Annotated in this window: 16 protein-coding genes; 8 read left to right on the top strand and 8 right to left on the bottom strand. The window is 77.1% G+C overall.

Annotated features, from left to right (window positions below; translation table 11 throughout):
• The first annotated feature begins 159 nt into the window (after positions 1-159).
• Both VKV23_07090 and VKV23_07095 read left to right on the top strand, forming a co-directional pair.
• Complete coding sequence (locus VKV23_07090) at positions 160-3,066, top strand: LuxR family transcriptional regulator (protein ID HLI15798.1); 2,907 nt, start codon at positions 160-162, stop codon at positions 3,064-3,066.
• Between the two features lie 1,425 nt (positions 3,067-4,491).
• The gene (locus VKV23_07095) at positions 4,492-5,748 is read left to right on the top strand and encodes an STAS domain-containing protein (protein ID HLI15799.1); all 1,257 of its coding nucleotides are present in this window, start codon (positions 4,492-4,494) and stop codon (positions 5,746-5,748) included.
• A gap of 99 nt (positions 5,749-5,847) precedes the next feature.
• Here the strand turns inward: VKV23_07095 and VKV23_07100 are convergent, their stop codons facing one another.
• Positions 5,848-6,204: an STAS domain-containing protein gene (locus VKV23_07100; GenBank protein HLI15800.1), complete on the bottom strand. Its 357-nt coding sequence runs from the start codon at positions 6,202-6,204 to the stop codon at positions 5,848-5,850.
• 206 nt (positions 6,205-6,410) lie between these two features.
• On the opposite strand from VKV23_07100, the gene VKV23_07105 reads away from it, so the two are divergent.
• Genes VKV23_07105 through VKV23_07115 form a run of 3 tightly spaced genes read left to right on the top strand, consistent with a single transcriptional unit; the run spans position 6,411 to position 8,082 of the window.
• Positions 6,411-6,554: a hypothetical protein gene (locus tag VKV23_07105; protein HLI15801.1), complete on the top strand. Its 144-nt coding sequence runs from the start codon at positions 6,411-6,413 to the stop codon at positions 6,552-6,554.
• Between the two features lie 2 nt (positions 6,555-6,556).
• A complete protein-coding gene (locus VKV23_07110) occupies positions 6,557-7,648 on the top strand; it encodes an ATP-binding protein (protein HLI15802.1) in 1,092 nt (363 codons plus the stop codon).
• The gene (locus tag VKV23_07115) at positions 7,645-8,082 is read left to right on the top strand and encodes an STAS domain-containing protein (protein ID HLI15803.1); all 438 of its coding nucleotides are present in this window, start codon (positions 7,645-7,647) and stop codon (positions 8,080-8,082) included. Before VKV23_07110 ends, VKV23_07115 begins: the two co-directional genes overlap by 4 nt.
• On the opposite strand, the gene VKV23_07120 is transcribed toward VKV23_07115, so the two are convergent.
• From VKV23_07120 to VKV23_07130, 3 genes are all read right to left on the bottom strand, one after another.
• On the bottom strand, positions 8,067-9,500 hold the full coding sequence (locus VKV23_07120; GenBank protein HLI15804.1) for a SpoIIE family protein phosphatase: 1,434 nt from the start codon (positions 9,498-9,500) through the stop codon (positions 8,067-8,069). The two genes, VKV23_07115 and VKV23_07120, sit on opposite strands and share 16 nt — an antisense overlap.
• 266 nt (positions 9,501-9,766) lie before the next feature.
• Positions 9,767-10,546, bottom strand: a complete 780-nt coding sequence (locus VKV23_07125) for a C4-type zinc ribbon domain-containing protein (GenBank protein HLI15805.1) — start codon at positions 10,544-10,546, stop codon at positions 9,767-9,769.
• Positions 10,546-11,307, bottom strand: a complete 762-nt coding sequence (locus VKV23_07130) for an inositol monophosphatase family protein (protein HLI15806.1) — start codon at positions 11,305-11,307, stop codon at positions 10,546-10,548. The genes VKV23_07125 and VKV23_07130 overlap by 1 nt, the downstream gene beginning before the upstream one ends.
• A gap of 56 nt (positions 11,308-11,363) precedes the next feature.
• Between VKV23_07130 and VKV23_07135 the strand changes: the two genes are divergently transcribed.
• Positions 11,364-11,924 carry a hypothetical protein gene (locus tag VKV23_07135; protein ID HLI15807.1) on the top strand — a complete coding sequence of 187 codons (561 nt, stop codon included), beginning with the start codon at positions 11,364-11,366 and terminating at the stop codon, positions 11,922-11,924.
• Positions 11,921-12,373 (top strand): hypothetical protein, encoded by a 453-nt coding sequence (locus VKV23_07140; GenBank protein HLI15808.1) that lies wholly within the window; start codon positions 11,921-11,923, stop codon positions 12,371-12,373. Before VKV23_07135 ends, VKV23_07140 begins: the two co-directional genes overlap by 4 nt.
• Here VKV23_07140 and VKV23_07145 read toward each other — a convergent pair.
• The 4 genes from VKV23_07145 to VKV23_07160 are packed head-to-tail and all read right to left on the bottom strand — an operon-like array spanning position 12,304 to position 16,343.
• Positions 12,304-13,104, bottom strand: a complete 801-nt coding sequence (locus VKV23_07145; GenBank protein HLI15809.1) for an ROK family protein — start codon at positions 13,102-13,104, stop codon at positions 12,304-12,306. The genes VKV23_07140 and VKV23_07145 overlap by 70 nt on opposite strands.
• Complete coding sequence (locus VKV23_07150; GenBank protein ID HLI15810.1) at positions 13,095-14,582, bottom strand: leucyl aminopeptidase; 1,488 nt, start codon at positions 14,580-14,582, stop codon at positions 13,095-13,097. Before VKV23_07150 ends, VKV23_07145 begins: the two co-directional genes overlap by 10 nt.
• A 16-nt stretch (positions 14,583-14,598) precedes the next feature.
• Entirely contained in the window at positions 14,599-15,192 is a 594-nt protein-coding gene (locus tag VKV23_07155; GenBank protein HLI15811.1) for a cob(I)yrinic acid a,c-diamide adenosyltransferase, read from the bottom strand.
• On the bottom strand, positions 15,189-16,343 hold the full coding sequence (locus tag VKV23_07160) for an alkaline phosphatase family protein (GenBank protein HLI15812.1): 1,155 nt from the start codon (positions 16,341-16,343) through the stop codon (positions 15,189-15,191). Before VKV23_07160 ends, VKV23_07155 begins: the two co-directional genes overlap by 4 nt.
• Before the next feature lie 38 nt (positions 16,344-16,381).
• On the opposite strand from VKV23_07160, the gene VKV23_07165 reads away from it, so the two are divergent.
• Positions 16,382-16,837 carry an Rrf2 family transcriptional regulator gene (locus VKV23_07165; protein ID HLI15813.1) on the top strand — a complete coding sequence of 152 codons (456 nt, stop codon included), beginning with the start codon at positions 16,382-16,384 and terminating at the stop codon, positions 16,835-16,837.
• The last annotated feature ends 22 nt before the right edge of the window (positions 16,838-16,859 follow it).

Here is a 16,859-nt window from a genome sequence, read left to right on the forward strand (position 1 = left end):
CGGCCCCCTGGCCACCAGGCGCGCCCGTGCGCCCGATCAGTCGCACGGGCCGGGACGGTGCGACTCTCTGATCCCCCGGAACGAGGCGCACTAGGGTGAAGACCCGAGAGTTTTCGTGGGGCAGGGTTCTCCGGGCGAAGGTTGTCCGGGAGGGTGGAGATGGCGGCGCGCGGACCGCGTCCCGCGCTGTTCCTCGAACGGGATGCGGAGCGCCGTGCGATCGCGGGCGCTCTGCGCGCCGCGAGACGCGGGTCCGGCCGGCTCCTCGTCGTCGAAGGCGAAGCGGGGATCGGCAAGTCGCGCCTGCTCGACCACGCGGCGCGCCGCGCGCGGGCGGCCGGGATGGAGGTCCTTCGCGCCCGCGGCGACGAGCACGAGCAGGCGCTCGCGTTCGGCGGCGCGCTGCAGCTGCTCGAACCCGTCGTCCGCGCGCGTGGGGAGGGGGCCGCAGAGCTGTTCGCGGGTCCGGCCCGCCTCGCGGCCGACTTGTTCACGGAGGGCACGGCGAGCCTCGGCGTAACCGGAGAGGCCCGCGCCATGGCGATCGTCCGCGGGCTCTACGAGATGGTCGCGACCCTCTGCCGGTCTGGGCCGGGCAGCGGTCCCGTCGCGCTCGTGGTCGACGATGCGCAGCTCCTCGACACGTTGTCGCTGCGCTTCCTGGCCTACCTCGCGCACCGGCTCCGGGGTCTCGCGCTCGCCGTCGTCGTCGCCTTCCGCGCCGACGGCGTCGCCGAGGTGTCCGAGCTGGCCGCGCTCGCGCACGAGGCGGCGGCGGTTCTGCGCCCCGCGCCGCTCAGCACGGACGCGGTGGCGGCGCTCCTTCGCCGCGGCCTTCGCGCACCGGAGGTCGCGCCGGAGTTCGCTGCCGCGAGCGCCGCGGCGACCGGCGGGAACCCCTTCCTCGTCACCGAGCTCGTCGCCGAGCTCGCCCGCGCCGGGGTCCGCCCCGACGCCGACGGCCTCGCGGCGCTCGACGCGATCGCGCCCGCCGGGGTCCTGCGCGCGGTCGTGCGACGGATCGACCGGCTCGGACCGGCGGCCGCTGCCCTCGCGCGCGCGGTCGCGGTCGTCGGCGAGATCGACCTCGCGATGGCCCGAGTACTCGCCCGGCTCCCCGACGTGGCCCAGACGGCCGCCGCCGCGGACGCCCTCGCGGACGTCGGCCTCCTCGCCCCTGGTGAACCGCTCCGGCTCCGCCACCCCCTCGTCGCTGCCGCGATCGCCGCCGGGGTACCCGCGGGAGCCCGCGCGGCCCTCCAGCTCGCGGCCGCGCGCGCCCGCGACGCCCGAGGCGACCCTGCCGAGCTCGTCGCGCCCCACCTGCTCGGCGCGCTCACGACCGGCGACGACCGGGTCGTCGCCGTGCTCGAGGAGGCGGCCGCGCGCGCCCGCGCGCGGGGCGCGCCCGCCCTCGCCGCCCGCTACCTCGAGCGGGCGCTGCGCGAGCCGCCGGCCCCCGAGGTCCGGCTCCGCCTCGTCCGTCTCCTCGCCGAGGCCGAAGCCGCCGCCGGCCTCCCGGGTGCCGTCGAGCACCTCGACGACGCCCTCGCGTCCACCGCCGAGCGCGCGGCGCGCGTCGAGCTGCTGAGCGCTCTCGGGCGGATCCTCATGGGCGCCGGCCGCCACGAGGAGGCCGCCGCGGCCTTCCAGCGCGCCCTCGCCGAGGACATCGACGGCCCCGATGCGCGCCGGCGCGAGCTGCGCGCCCTCATCGCGTGCGCGCTCGCCTCCGGGCGGGGCGAGGTCGCGGGGGTCCGTGCGGTTGTCGCGGACCTCGCCCGAGTCGGCAGCGGCGAGGAGCTCCCCGTCGAGCGGGTCGCCCTCGCGCTCGTCGCCTCTCAGGAAGCGCTCGCCGGTGCCCCGCGGACCGCCTTCGCGCCCCTCCTCGAGCGGGCCCTCGCCGATGGCGGGGAGGCCGTCGTCGCCGGGATCGAACGCGACGGCGGGCTCATGCTCACGCCTGCCGCAGTCGCGCTCCTCTACGCAGACGACCTCGACCGCTCCCGGGCACTCCTCGGGCGCGCGCTCGCGCAGGCGTGCGCACTCGGGTCGGTCCCCGCCGCGGCGACGGTCCGCTACCTGCGCTCGTGGGTCCTCTTCTTCACAGGAGCGCTCGAGGACGCAGCCGAGGACGCCGCGCGCGCCCTCGACGCGCGACGCCTCGGTTGGGGGATGTACGCGGGGGCCGCGTGCGCCGTCCTCGCGCACGCGCGTCTCGAGCTCGGGGACCTCGCCGGCGCCGAGGCCGCGCTCGCGCAGGCCAGCCACCTCGGCCTTGCCGCGGACGCCTGGGAGCTCTCGATGCTCCTCGTCGCGCGCGGCCTTCTCGGCCTCGCCCGCGGAGACCCGGCCGCGGCCCTCGCCGATGCCTGCGCCGCGGGCCGGCGGGTCGCGTCCGAAGGGGTCTCCGCGCGACCGATCCCCTGGCGGCTCGTTGCCGCGCGCGCGGCGCTCGCACTCGGCCGGTGCGACGAGGCCCGCGCGCTCGCCGCGGAGGAACGCGAGCGCGCGGAGGCAACCGGGGTCCCCCGGACCGTGGGCCTCGCGCTCAGACTCTGCGGCCTCGTCGACGACGGTCCGGACGCGCCCGAGTGGTCCGCGCAGGCCGTCTCCGTCCTCGAGGGGTCGCCGTCGCGCCTCGCCCTCGCACACGCGCTCGTCGACCTGGGCGCCGCCCTCCGGCGGCGGAAGCAGCGCCGGGAGTGCCAGGAGCCGTTGCGGCGAGGCCTCGAGCTCGCGGAGCGCTTCGGTGCGCGCCCGCTCGCCGCGTTCGCGCGCGACGAGCTCCGGGCCGCCGGCGCGCGGCCGCGGCGCGCGGCCGTCTCGGGCCTCGCGTCGCTCACCCCGAGCGAGCTGCGCGTCGCGACGCTCGCGGCGAGCGGACTCACGAACCGGGAGATCGCGCTCCGCCTGGTCGTCACGACGAAAGCCGTCGAGTTCCACCTGCGGCACGTGTTCGCGAAGCTCGGCGTCTCCCGGAGGGGCGCGCTCGCGACGATCGTGGGAAGCGATCCGCCCGGACCACACCCCGCGCCTGGGGACCTCGGGCCCCCCCTCCGCTAGCCGCACGGCCCGGGCGCGGGGGGACGAGCGCTCGACGAGCGGGCGGGGTGCCGCGAGCGGCGCACTCGCGCCGCCGCCGTCGAGGATGCGGACGCGCCTGAAGGCATCCGCGAGTGCGCCGAACACGCCGAGGGCCTCCTCACCGTCGAGTCCGCTCGGCGCACTCGCTGGCAGCCTCGCGATCGAGCGCTGGGGCGCCTCGATCTCCTCGATCTCCTCGATCTGTTCCAGGACCGGAACCCTCGGGATGCGTACGGGCGTCCGCACGCACGCCGGGGCAGCGGAGGGTCGCCGGATCCCGCTCCATCCGGTGCCGCCCGCCGCGGCCCGTCCCCGGCGGCGAGGTCCCTCACGGGCGGCCCGCGCCACTGGCGGGGAGCGTGATCACGCTCGCGTCGACCGAGGCCGGCGGGAGCGGAACGGTCGCGGAGCGGCGCGCGCGGCCGGCCGCGACGAAGGCGCGTCGGTTCCCGGAGCAACCCGTCGGCGTCTCGGCCGTCGACCGCCAGCTCGCCCTCCTGTCCGACGGATCTCCCCGGCTCACCAGCGACCGAGGCGTCGCACCGGACCATTCCGTTCCCCGCGGAGCCGCGGATGCCCTGGCGGCTCGCCTGGGCGGCCTACCGAGTCGGTCCCGAGGGCTTCGCCTCCCCGCAGACGGCTGGGTCCCCGATCCGGCGCACCGTCTTCTTCGGGATCGGGCGGCGCGCGGTGGGAGCAGCCGAGGCGCCAGCCGGCACCGGCGCCGACGCGCTCGGCCACCTCGGTGCGAGCGTCCTCGTTCGCCACGGCGAACCGCTGACGACGGTCCAGCCTGTCTCGGCAACCGAGACGCCGAACACCGACGGCCACCTGTGGCCCGACTCCGAGGACCAGACGCCGTCGACGACGTGCTCGGACGTACGCGGACGTCTCGCCGACGTCGACGGCCGAGACGAGTCAAGAGCGCAGGTCAGAGGCCTCGCACAGCCGCTCTCGTCCAGAACCGCGCCGCCCACCGCGCTCCTACTGGCCAGATGGCGAGCGGACGGCCCCCCGGCCCGAGCGGTCCCGGACGCGACGCCACCGGCCCGGGAGCAAGGCTGGACCGTCGCGCCCTGCTCGCCGGACGCGGCGCACGCCGGCAGCGAGCTGGCCGGCCTGCAGCCCGGCGACCGGCGAACCGGCGCGGTGGCGTTGCCGCCCGCGCTGCCCCGTGCAGGCGGATTGCGCAGCTGCGCCAGGGGCGACGAGACACGCGACTGACGGTGGCGGGACCGGCGGCCAGACCAGCGCCTGCGGCCTCGACCCGCCGTCGCGACGAGCCCGACGGGCCCACCTCCACGCGAGGTCGGTGCGCCCCGGGTGCACGATGCGCCGAAACACGAGTGGCCAGCGTTTGCAGTGCATACGATTCGGGGAACAGCTCACCATCTCGAGGGTCCGATGAGCGCGTCCCCGCCGCGTCGAGTGCTGCTGCTGCCCCCGGACGCCACGAGCGCGCGTGCCGCACGGGAGTGGCTGGCAACTCACCTCGGCGACGCACCGACCGCCACGGTCGACGCCGCGCTCCTGCTCGTCTCGGAGCTCGTGACGAACGCGGTGCTCCACGCCCGCACCTCGATCGAGGTCCGCCTGGAGCGGTGCGGGGAGGCGGTGCGGGTGGAGACCGTCGACGGGAGCACGCTCCTGCCGACGGCCAGACGGTGGTCTCCCGACGCCACGACCGGCCGGGGCCTCCACCTCGTCGAGCGCGTGGCGAGCAGGTGGGGCGTCGTCGCCGAGGCCGACCGCAAGACGGTCTGGTTCGAGCTCGGCGGCGCCACGTCCGGCGGCCGGGGGCCCACGGACTCGCCGCCCGACCCGTCGGCGCGCGCTCGTCGCAGCGAGGAGCCGCTCCGCCCCTACCACCTCCTCGGGATCCCTTCGGAGCAGATGGCGCACGCGGCCGAGCACTACGAGGGGCTGCTGCGCGAGCTCCAGCTCCTCGTCGTCCACCACCGGGTGGGCGGCGAGGCGGGCGAGCGCCTCGTCGAGCTCGCCGCGGCGATCACCGGCCGCTTCCCCGCGCCGTCGATCGCCGACCCGAGGTGCTCGACGACCGCGTCGGCGCTCGACCTCGAGGACTACCTCTACTACGTGCCCGATGAGGTCGCCGCCGGCTGCCGCGAGCTCGACCACCTCCTCGACGAGGCCGACGACTACTGCCGGGAGGGTCGCCTCCTCCTCACGCTCGCGCCGAGCCCCCTGGCCGTCGCCGTCCGCAGGTGGTGCCTCGGGGAGTTCGCGCGCCAGGCGCGCGGCGAGCGCCCCGTGCCCTGGACCGAGAGCGCCTGGTCGCGCACCGTGCCGGGCGCGTGCCCGCACGGGCCCCGGGCCGACGTCGCGCTGCGGCAGCGCCAGGTCGGCAGCCGCACGGTCCTCGAGCTCGAGGGCGAGCTCGACCTGCACGCCGCGCCCCGCCTGCGCGAGCAGCTCCTCGAGGCGACGAGCCACGGTCCCTCCCGGCTCGTGCTCGACCTCGCAGGCGTCCGCCTCGTCGACTCGACGTGCCGCTCCCTGCTCCTCGCCGGCCTGCGGCGCTCGCGCGACCGAGGCGGTGACCTCTGCGTCTGCCACCTCGCGCCAGGCGTCGCGCACGCGCTACGCCTGGACGGCGAGCTCCCGATCTTCGAGACCCTCGACGAAGCCCTCCGCGCCTGACGTCTGCGCCGGCGAGCGGCCCCGGCCGGGCCGGGCCACCAGCGGCCACCGGCCGTGCTCCCGGCACGCGCCGAACGGGCCGTGCCGGGCTGCGAGCGGTCAGTCCTCGACGCTGAGCACCGTGTCGAGGCCGACGATGCGCAGCAGCGAGCGGACGCTCCTCGACGGCGCGCGCAGCACGAGATCGCCTCCGCTGCCGCGCAGGCGCTTCGAGGCGTGGATCAAGGTCGCGAGGCCTGTCGAATCGAGGAAGTCGAGCGCCGCCAGGTCGAGGACGACGCGGCGAGCGCCGCCGTCGACCGCCTCGTCGAGCAGGGTGCGAAGCGACGGTGTCGTCGCGATGTCGAGCTCGCCGGCGACCTCGACGACGAGCTCGGCCGCCGTTCGCCGGGCCTGGATGCGCAGGAGGCCCGCCGCGCCGCCGTCGGTCTCCCCGGCCGCAGGCTCGGCCCCCATCGCTCCAGTCGCCATCGCTCCCATAGGGAGAGGATGGCTCGCCGCCACCGTCACGTAAAGGGCGCGGCGACCTCGGCGAGCGGCCGAGCGCCCACGCAGCGTCCGGCCCCCCTGGCAGGGACGGCGCGAAGCGCCCAGCACGGCGTTTCGCACCGCTCGACCGGGGTAGTCCGTTGGTAGTAGTTCCCCCGTGGGAGAGGAGAGCGATGCACCACGCCAACCGGCCCCATCGACGCCGGCGCACGCCGTCGCCGATCGGCACGGCGAGCCACCGGCTCGTGAGCGGGACGGGGAGCGACACCGTACCGGACGTCGCGCCGTCGACGCTTGGGAACCTCGACGCCTGCTAGCAGTGCAGGTCGACGAGCCCAGCGAGGAAGCACCACCTGCTTCGCACCCCGCCGAGGAGGAGGCCGGTGCCACCGGCGAGGAGGGCGCACCCGGCTCGGGGGCTCGGCCCGGTCCCCCGCGCCGCCTGCCGCCCGACGCCGCCCGCTGGCGGGCGTTCGGCCCCGAGGACCGCGGCGAGATCGTCCTCCCCTGCGCCGACACGAGCCCCGCCGCGGCCCGGCAGTGGCTGCGCCACGAGCTCGCCGGGGCTCCGCCCGAGCTCATCGGCAGGGCGGTCCTCCTCGCCTCCGAGCTCACCACGAACGCGGTCCTGCACGCGCGTACCGAGCTCCGCCTCGCCTACCGCGCCCTACCGGGCGGGCTGCGCGTCGAGGTCGGTGACTCGAGCCCGGCGATGCCGATCGCCAAGCGCTACGGCCTCGAGGCCGCCACCGGGCGGGGCCTCACCCTGCTCGGCTCGCTCGCCCAGCGGTGGGGCATCGACATCGTCCCCGACGGCAAGGTGGTCTGGTTCGAGCTCGACGACCGCCGCCCCGTGGGCCGGTCGGCCGTCCCGGGTCGCGGCCTCGCCCGAGACCGGACGGAGGGACCCGGCGCTCGAGGCCACGGCGAGGACCTCCTCGCCTACCGCCTCCTCGGCCTGCCGATCGGCCTCTACCTTCGGACGACCGCCCACTACGAGGGGCTCCACCGCGAGCTGCGGCTCCTCAGCGGCAGCGGCGAGAGCCCGATGTCCGCCGCCCCGCGCCGGCTCCTCGAGGCGATCGAGCGACTCGGCACGCCGTTCTTCCTGTTCGCCGCCGACCAGGCGGCCATGCTGCGCGAGGCGGCGTCGCGCGGGAGCACCTCCCTCGACCTCGTCCACCGGCTGCCGCGTCGGCTCGGCGAGTCCTTCGAGCTGCTCGACGCCGTCCTCGACGAGGCCGACGCCTACTGCGCGAGCGCCGACCTCCTCCGCACGGAGCCGCCGAGCGCGGATGTCGTCGCCTTCCGCAAGTGGCTCGCCAGCGAGCTCGTACGCCAATCCCGCGGCGAGCCCCCCGTCGCCTGGCCGGAGAGCCCGTTCGCGGCACGGCTCGCTGACGGGCCATGAGCGAGGACGGCACGGCAGGCGGCGGCCGACCGCCGGGCGGCGAGAGCGCCCCCGGCGGCGGCTTCGTCATCGAGCACGGGCAGGTCGGCGACACCCGCGTGCTGCGCCTGCGCGGCGAGCTCGACCTGCTCGCCGCGCCGGTCCTGCGGCGCGGCCTCGTCGAGGCGGCACAGGCGCACGTCCCGCGCCTCCTCGTCGACGTGAGCGAGCTCGGCTTCGTCGACTCGACCGGCCTGTCCGTGCTCGTCGCCGCCCGCCACCGCCTCGCCGAGGCAGGGGGGCGCCTCGCCCTCGCCGGACCGGGCGGGGTGGTCCGGGACGCCCTCGTCGCGAGCGGCCTCGACCTCGTCATCGACGTCTACGGTGGTCTCGACGAGGCCCTCGCCGCGCTTGGCGAGGAGCTGCCGCCTCCCCGGAGTCAGGCGCCCTCGTAGCGGGCGACGACGAGAGTCACGTCGTCCGGGCGGCCCGACCGGTCGGCCCGGCGCACCGGGGCGAGCAGGGAGTCGAGCACCTGCGCGGGACGGGCGTGGCGGCCGAGGGCGGCGACGAGGGAGACGAGGCCCTCGGTCCCCAGGCGCTCGCCCCCGTCGCTCACGGCCTCCGAGAGGCCGTCCGTGTAGCAGATGAGCTCGTCCCCCGGACGCAGCGCCAGCGCGCGCGTCGCCCACGTCCCGGGGAACGGGCCGAGCAGCGGACCGGTCGGCGCGAGGCAGTCGATGCCGCCGTCGTGCACGTGCAGGGACGCGGGGTGCCCGGCGTTCGCGTAGCGGCAGCGCCCCTCCGACGACACGTCCAGGACGACTGCGGTCGCGAAGCGCTCGCCCGTGTCGCCGAGCTGGCCCGCCACCCAGTCGATGGCCGCGCCCGGGGCGAGGCCGAGCCGGAGCGCCGCACGCAGGAGGTGCTTGATGTGGAGCGCGAACAGCCCCGCGGCGGCGCCGTTGCCCGACACGTCGACGAGGGCGAGACCGACGAGCCCGGGGCGCAGCTGCCACGCGTCGTACCAGTCGCCGGCGAGGGTCCCCTGCGCCGGGATGAGGCGCGCCGCGATCTCGAGGCCGGTCGGTCGTGCGGACGGTCCGAGCTCGGCCTCGAGGAGGACCTGCAGCGGGCTGTGCTCGAGGAGCGCGGCGCGCACGTGGCGCGTCTCGGCGGCCTCGTCCCGCAGGCGAACCCGCATGTCCTCGACGTCCGCACCGAGCGCGGCGAGCTCGGGGGGACCGACCGCCCGGATCGGTCGGTCGACGTTGCCCGAGGCGACCTCGCGTGCCTCGCTCGCGAGGAGCTCGATCGGGTCGTTCACCCAGCGCGACAGGGCCAGCCAGCCGCCCACGGCGATCACGACGGCGCCGGCCGCGGCGCCGACGGCGACCCAGAAGGTCGTCGTGCCCTGGCGCTCGACCTCGCGCGCCGTCCGGTCGCGCAGCGTGGCGAGCGACGAGTGCAGGGCGCCCGCCTGCGCGCTCGGCAACGGCGGCAGGGCGACGGCGCCCCTCGAGCGTGCGGCGAGCGAGGCGACCGCCTCGGCCCAGCGCCGGTTCGCCTCGTCGATGCGCCCGAGGGCGCGGACCAGGGCGGGGTAGCCGGCGACCTCCCCCCGCAGCGACGCGAGGCGGGCGCGGGCGTCGCGCTCGGCCGCCGCCACGTCGGCGAGGACCATGGGCGAGTGCGTCGCGACGAGGTCGCGCGCCGCCCGCGCCTCCTCGGTGAGGGCGAGCTGCAGGGCGGCGGCGTCGTCGACGGCGCGCACGAACCGGGCGTTGTCGACGCGGGTGAGCTCGATCGAGCGCCACGCGTTCCAGGCGTCGGCGGCCCCGAGCGCGCAGGCGACGAGCGCGACCGCGACCATGGTGAGGCCGACGCGGCGGCGCAGCGTCCACGAGCCCGCCGCGCGCCGGCGCGGGCGGGCTCGTCGTGGAGCGGCTCGGCGGAGGCCGACCATGGGAGACCTCCAGGGACGGGCACCGCGCTCTGCGGGTCGAGCGTGGCGGATGGCCTACGGTACCGGGTGCGCCGAGCTGAGTGCGCGCGTTACCCACCGCGCGCGGTGGACAATCCACCGCAGCATGTGGAAATCCCCGCCTCCCTGTGGACAGCGAGCCGCCCCCCGCCCGGTCAGGCGACGAGGATGCGCCCGCACTGCTCGCAGCGCGCGGGCACGCCCGCCGGCGCGCGCCGGATCTCGTCGAGCTGGGTCGCCGAGAGCCGGAGGTGGCACCCCGAGCACGAGCCGTGCACGACGCGGGCCGCGCCGACGCCCCCGAGGCGAGCCCGCAGCCGTTCGTACTCCGCAGCGAGCTCGCGCGGCAGCGCGCGCGCGAGCGCGTCGCGGCGCGCCACGAGCGCGGCGAGCTCGCCGTCGATCACGGCCTCCGCGTCGGCGAGCCGGCGGCGCACGTCGCCGGCCCGTCCGGTGAGGTCGGCCTCGTCGGCTCCGAGCTGCGCGAGGGCAGCCTCGAGCGGCTCGATCGCCTCCATCACCTCGAGCTCCTCGTCCTCGAGCGCGTCGCGCTGGCGCGAGAGCGAGGCGAGCTCGGCCGCCATCGCCTCCTGGTCCCGGAAGGAGGCGCCCGCCCCGCTCGAGAGCTTCTCGTCGAGGGCGCGCATCCGCCCCTCGAGCTCGCGCACCCTCGCCTCGAGCTCGTCCTGGCGGGCGAGCAGCCGCTCGCGCTCGGCACCCGTCGCGTCGCGCTGCGCGGCGAGCTCGCTGGCGCGCGCCTCGAGCGCCTCGAGCTCGGCGCGCTCGGCGAGCGTGGCGCGGCGGTGGCGGAGCTGGTCGAGGCGCGTGTCCTCGTCCTGGAGGGCGAGCAGGACGCCGAGCGCCTCCTCGCCGGGCGCCGCGCCCGCCGGGGCGGGCTCGTCCGGGGCCGGTGGTGTCGGCGCGTCGCCGGCCACTAGCGCCCCCCCGGATGGGCGGTCGCCCCCAGCGCCTCGCGCACCTCGCCGAGCAGGTCGGCCGTCGCCGCCGCGACGGGCGACCGGCGCGTCGCCGGGCTGCGCACGACGAGGTCCCGCCCCCGCGCGTCCACGACGAGCGCACCCGCCTCGGCGCACACGAGCGAGGCGCCGAGGTAGTCCCACGGGCCGTGCCCATCGGCGCCCGCGTCGACGAAGCCGTCGAGCGTGCCGTCGGCGACGGCGCACAGGTCGAGGGCGATGGCCCCGAGCGCGCGGTACTGGCTCCAGCCGAGGTGGCGCGGCGCGTGCCCCGAGAGCCCGAGGATTGCCTCCCCGAGCGCCGTCGCGGCCGAGGGCCGCACCGGTCGGCCGTCGCGCGCCGCACCGTCGCCGCGCACGGCCTCGTAGCGTCTCCCGCTCGCCTGGTCGACGACGAGGGCGGCGCGCGGCCCCTCGGCGTCGAGGACGCACACGCTCGTCGCGTAGCGCGCGATGCCGCGTGCCGCGTTCGTCGAGCCGTCGAGCGGGTCGAGCACGGCGAGCAGCTCGCGCTCGGGAGCGTGGAGGCCGCTCTCCTCGCTGAGGACCCCGAGCCCGGCGCCGAGCAGGACGGGGACGGCGGCGGCGTCCGCGACGAGGTCGGCCCGGTACTGGCCCGGGCGCGCTCCCGGGAGGCCCCAGTCGTCGACGTCGTCGAGCGCCTGGCGGCAGGCGGCCGCCGCCTCGCCGAGCACGGCGAGCAGGCGGTCGTCTCCCACGGGCCGAGGCTACCCGAGCGGCTCGGGCGCGGCGGCCGGCGCCTACACTCCGACAGATGGCCGTCATCGACGTCGCCGGCTACGTCGCCGAGCTCAAGGACCACGCGGTCGACCACGGCTTCCACGTGCACGACGAGCGGCACTTCGTGGAGACCTACTCGCTGCGCCAGTTCTGGGAGGTGGACCTGCACCCCGAGGAGGGCTGCGGCGGGCCGATCGACCTGCACCTCGCGCTCGAGGTGGACCCGCGCACGCTGCTCGACTTCGAGGACGCCGTGGTCGCGCTGCCCGACGACGTCGAGCCGCCCGACAAGTGGTCCTTCCCCCTCACGTTCAACTGGGGCATCCCCCCGCTGCCGAACGGCCCCGACCTGCTGCGCCTGGCCATCGACCTCGCCGGCATCGGTGGGCTCGACCTGCCGCTCGAGATCTCGGCCACCGACTCGTTCGGGTCGGTCACCGACCCCCCGGTGCGCCGGCTCACGATCGTGGCGCGCGTCCAGGTGTCGCTGGCGCGCGTCCTGCAGGGCGAGGAGCTGCTCTGCGACACCTTCGACCGGGCGCTCGCGGTGAGCCGCTTCCTCCTCGACGCCGCGCCGGCGTGGCTCGGCGAGTGAGGCGCCGCCCGGGGCGCGGTCTCGTCGCGGGCGCGCTCTTGCTCGGGGCGGCGGGCTGCTCGAGCCAGTCCGCCGACGCGCTCGGCCAGGAGGCCTGCCGGCACGTGGACCGCGCCCTCGCCCTGTACGCGCGCGCGTCGCACGAGCGCCCCGACCGAGCGCGCGCCGATCGCGCCGCCGCCCTCGGCGAGCTGCGCCTCGCGCTGGCCCCTGCGTCGCTCGCCGGCTCCGGCGGCGGCTCCTGGCAGGCCCTCATGGCGACCCTCTCGGAGAGCTCGCGCGTCCCGGCGCGCTACCTCGTCACCGCCTTGCGCGCGCAGTGCCCCGAGCGCGCCTCGGCGGCGCGGGCCGCGCCGTCGAGGGTCTCCCCCGGCAGGGCTCAGACGGCGTCGGTCTCGAAGAGCCGGATGCCGCCGGTGATGCCGGCGACGTTGTCGACGACCACGTAGGGGAGCGCGAGCTCGTCCCGCAGCAGCCGGGCGTTCCCGCCGCCGACGTAGCAGCGGTCGAAGTTGACGAGAACCCGGAAGTTCTCCAGGGCTCGCCGCACCCGCCGGCGCCAGCGCTTCGGGCCGATGCGGCGCAGCGTGGCGTCGCCGAGCTGCTCGTTGTAGGTCTGCCCCTTGCGGAAGGGGTGGTGGGCGAGCTCGAGGTGCGGAGCGAGACGGCCGTCGAGGAAGAGCGCGGTGCCCACCCCTGTGCCGAGGGTGACCACGAACTCGAGGCCCTCGCCGGCGACGACGCCGAGCCCCTGCAGGTCGGCGTCGTTGGCGATGCGGACCTCGCGGCCGAGCGCGCGAGCGATCGCCCCCGCGGCGTCGAAGCCCGACCACGCCGCCTCGAGGTCGGGCAGCACGCGGCTGCCCGGACCTGCCGCAGTCACGAAGTGCGGGGCGGTGACGATCCGGCCGCGCCGGACGACGCCGGGGAAGCCGACGGCGACCCGGTCGAAGGCAGGGAGCGGGCGCGCGAGGCGGACGAGCACCTCCACGAAGCGCTCGGGCGAGAGCGGGTAGGGCGTGGGCACGCGCACCCGCTCGGCGACCATGCGGTCGAGGGCGTCGAGCACCGACGCCTTGATGCCGGTCCCCCCGACGTCGACGGCGAGGGTGAACGGGCCGCGCGCCTCGGCGGGAGCCGGCTGCTCCTCGGGCGGCGACGCCCCGCCGGTCAGCGCCACAGCGACCTGCCGCGCGTCTCGCCGGCGACCTGCCCACCGAGCGGCTCGTAGGCCTCCAGGAAGGCGAGGAGGGTGCGCACGCCGAAGCCGGTGCCGCCCTTTCGCAGGTAGCCGGCGTCCTCCTCGGCGCGCGCCGGACCGGCGATGTCGAGGTGCGCCCAGGGGACCGAGCCGACGAACTCCTCGAGCACGAGCCCGGCGACGAGCGCCCCCGCCTGACGCGGCGCGCCCACGTTCTTCAGGTCGGCGACCTCCGAGTCGAGCTGACGCCGGTAGCCGGCGGGGAGGGGGAGCTGCCAGACCGGCTCGCCCGCCCTCCTCGCCGCCGCCTCGAGCGCCGCGAGGAGCCGGTCGTCGTTGCCCATCAGGCCGGCGATCGCCCGGCCGAGGGCGACGACGCAGGCACCGGTCAAGGTGGCGAGGTCGACGATCGCGTCGGGTCGCTCCTCCGCCGCGAGGCTGAGCGCGTCGGCGAGCACGAGCCGGCCCTCGGCGTCGGTGTTGAGGACCTCGATCGTCCGGCCGTTCCGGATGGTGAGCACGTCCCCGGGCTTGGTGGCCCGCCCGCCGGGCATGTTCTCCGTGAGCGGGAGGTAGCCGACGAGGCGCGTCGGGAGGTCGAGGCGGGCGGCGCCCACGATCGCCGCGAGCACCGCCGCCGCGCCGCTCATGTCGGTCTTCATCGTCTCCATCGCCTCGGCGCCCTTGAGGGACAGGCCACCCGAGTCGAAGGTGATGCCCTTGCCGACGAGGGCGACCGTCGGTGCGTCGGGCCGGCCGTCGACGCGCCGCTCGAGGCGGACGAGCCGCGGCGGCTCGGCCGACCCGCGCGCCACGCCGAGCAGGCCCCCGAGGCCCGCCTCGGCGATGGCCGCCTCGTCGAGGACGCGCGCCTCGACGCCGGCGCTCGTGGCGACCTCGGCGGCGAGGCTGGCGAACGTCGGGGGCGTGAGGTCGCTCGCCGGGGTGTTGACGAGGTCGCGCGCGAGGCAGACCGCCTCGGCGACGACCGAGGCCGCGCGCGCCCCGGCGTCGACCGCCTCGAGCGGCGCCCCGACGAGGAGCACGGCCTCGAGCGCCGACCCGTCCGCCGCGCGGTAGCGGGCGAAGCGGTGGGACGCGAGGCCGGCCCCCTCCCCCACCGCGCGCGCGGCCGCCACCGGGTCGGCGAGCGCCACCAGCCCGTCGAGGCGCAGCGCGAGGCGACGGCAGCGTGCCGCGGCGCGGGCCGCCGCCGCGCCGAAGCGCCGAAGGGCCTCGAGGTCGACCACGGCCGCGTCGCCGAGGCCGACGAGCACCTCGAGCGCGCCGGGGCGTTCGCGCACCCACGTCTCCCCGAGGGCGGCACGAAAGCCTGCCCGCTCGGCCGCGGCCGCGTCGAGCTCGCCGCCGTCGAGTCGGCGCGGCCCCTCGACGACGCCGACCGCGACCGCGTCGGCCCCCTCGGCGCGCTCGGCCGCTTCCAGCCGCACCACCATCGTGCTCCTTTCGGCCTCACCCTAGCGGTGCACCGCCGGGCGGGGCGGGCCGTCGCCTGGGCGCGGCCGTCCGGCCCTCGCCGGCGCGGTTGACGAGGTGCGCCGCTTCGCTCGCCCGGGCGAGCGCCCAGCACAGGTCCGAGAGCCGGTTGAGGTAGGCGACGACGAGGCTCCGCTCGCGCCCGAGACCCACCACGAGCCGCTCAGCGCGCCGCACGACGGTGCGAGCGAAGTCGAGCGCCGCGCTCTTCCGGTTGTCGCCCGGGACCGCGAAGGCGCCGGCCAGCTCGAGCCCGGCCATCGTCGCGTCGATCGCCTCCTCGAGGCGATCGACCATCGCCTCGGTGACGACCTGCGCAGCGGCCGCCGACCCGCTGCCAGACTCGGGCGTGGCGAGCTCGGCCATGACGATCCACAGGTCCCGCTCGAGCGAGACGAGCAGCGCTGCGAGCGCCGGGTCGTCGCCGCACTCCGCCCGGGCCAGGCCGAGCGCGGCCTGCGCCTCGTCGATCGCGCCGTTCGCCTCGACGAGCGCGTGGTCCTTCGGCACCCGCACGCCGGCGCGAAGCGACGTCATCCCCCCGTCGCCGCGGCGCGTGTAGATCCTCACGGCCGCCCCGCGAGGAAGGGCACGTGGAGCTCCTCGGGGGTGAGCGAGCCGTGGCGCGCGACGAGCCGGAGCTCGCCGGTGTCGCCCGGGTCGCGGAAGGCGACCGGGGCGCGCGCGAGGAGGGCGACGTCGCCGAGGCGCGCCGCGAGGTCGTCCCCGAGCGGGCCGCCGAAGATCCCGGCGGCGACGAGCTCGTCCCTCGTGCGTACCCAGGCGACGTCGCCGTAGCACGCCTCGCAGGCCGCGACGACGTCGTCGACGCCGCCGGGGCGCACGTGCAGCCAGCGGAAGCGTCCCTCGCCGGACATCGCGTGGACCGCAGCGGCCACCTCGTCGGCGAGCTCGATCGCCTCGCCGGGAACGTGCACCTGGCCGTGATCCGCGGTCACCGCCAGCACGGCGCCGGCGGGCAGCACGGCGAGGAGGTCCGCGACGAGGCGGTCGACGGCAGCGAGCTCGGCCCGGAAGTGCTCCCCGAGCCCCACGTCGTGGGCCACCTTGTCGAGGCCGTCGTAGTAGGCGTAGACGAAGCGCTCGCCGGCGCGCAGCAGGGAGCGGACCTCGACGGGCAGCGAGGAGGCGACCCGCCAGCCGACGAGTCGGGCCCCCCGCAGATGCGCCTCGGTGAAGCCCGTCCCCGCGAACTCGGCGCGCGACACCACCGGCACGGCGCGCCCGCCGAAGGGCGGCAGCGGCTGGAGCGAGGACGGGGGCGCGCTCGTGCGGGCGTCCCCGCTCGCGGTGGACCAGCGCAGCACGTTCAGCACCTCGTCGCCGAGGCGCATCCGGTAGCCGAGGAGGCCGTGCGCGGCGGGCGGCGCCCCCGTCGTGAGCGAGGTGAGCGCGCTCGCCGTCGTCGTCGGCGCCACGGAGGTGATCGGCCCGCCGGCGAGGGACGACAGGACGGGGGTGACGTCGTGGTTGGCCGCGAGCGCCTCCTGGCCGAGCCCGTCGACGACGAGCAGGACGACCTGCCGAGCGCCGTGCAACGGATCGGGCACGAACCCCGGCGGCTCACGTTCGGGCGCCTCGCACAGCGCGAGGAGGGCGGGAACGACGCCGGTGAGGCACGCCCCGCCGTAGTCGGGCAGGAGCGGCCCCTCCGACGGCGCCGGGCCAGCGAGGGCCAGGCCCGGCTCCGGTCGTCCCATCTACCTGAGCATACGACGCCCTGCCCTACGATGGACCCGTGAAGGTGTCGACGCGCGGCGACTACGCGAGCCGCGCCCTGCTCTCGCTCGCGCTGCGCGCCGACGAGGCGGTGCCCACCTCGGTGCGCGACATCGCCGAGCGCACGGGGCTGCCCCAGCCCTACCTCGAGCAGATCCTCCTCGCCCTGAAAGGGGCCGGGCTCGTCCGCTCCAAGCGCGGCGTCGGGGGCGGCTACGTCCTCGCGCGCCCTCCCGAGCAGATCACGCTCGGCGAGATCGTGAGCGCGGTGGACGGTCCGATCGCCGTCGGTGACTTCGGGCGGCCCCACGAGAACGGGGCGTGCGACCACGAGGGCCAGTGCGTCCTTCTCGCAGTGTGGGCCGACGTCGGCGAGACCATGCGGGAGTACCTCCAGTCCTTCACCTTGGCCGACATGGTCTCGCGCGCCCGGGGCTCGTTCACGGCGTTCGCGCTGCAGCCGCTGGGCACCTGACCCGCGTCCGCTCCCGCGCTCA

This window comes from Acidimicrobiales bacterium (genome assembly GCA_035294085.1).
Classification (GTDB): domain Bacteria; phylum Actinomycetota; class Acidimicrobiia; order Acidimicrobiales; family Bog-793; genus DATGLP01.

Excerpts from the sequence above, each read along its gene's own strand:
- VKV23_07090 (HLI15798.1), top strand. The coding sequence starts at position 160 with ATGGCGGCGCGCGGACCGCGTCCCGCGCTGTTCCTCGAACGGGATGCG.
- VKV23_07095 (HLI15799.1), top strand. The coding sequence starts at position 4,492 with ATGAGCGCGTCCCCGCCGCGTCGAGTGCTGCTGCTGCCCCCGGACGCC.
- VKV23_07100 (HLI15800.1), bottom strand. The coding sequence starts at position 6,204 with ATGGGGGCCGAGCCTGCGGCCGGGGAGACCGACGGCGGCGCGGCGGGC.
- VKV23_07105 (HLI15801.1), top strand. The coding sequence starts at position 6,411 with ATGCACCACGCCAACCGGCCCCATCGACGCCGGCGCACGCCGTCGCCG.
- VKV23_07115 (HLI15803.1), top strand. The coding sequence starts at position 7,645 with ATGAGCGAGGACGGCACGGCAGGCGGCGGCCGACCGCCGGGCGGCGAG.
- VKV23_07120 (HLI15804.1), bottom strand. The coding sequence starts at position 9,500 with ATGGTCGCGGTCGCGCTCGTCGCCTGCGCGCTCGGGGCCGCCGACGCC.
- VKV23_07135 (HLI15807.1), top strand. The coding sequence starts at position 11,364 with ATGGCCGTCATCGACGTCGCCGGCTACGTCGCCGAGCTCAAGGACCAC.
- VKV23_07150 (HLI15810.1), bottom strand. The coding sequence starts at position 14,582 with ATGGTGGTGCGGCTGGAAGCGGCCGAGCGCGCCGAGGGGGCCGACGCG.
- VKV23_07160 (HLI15812.1), bottom strand. The coding sequence starts at position 16,343 with ATGGGACGACCGGAGCCGGGCCTGGCCCTCGCTGGCCCGGCGCCGTCG.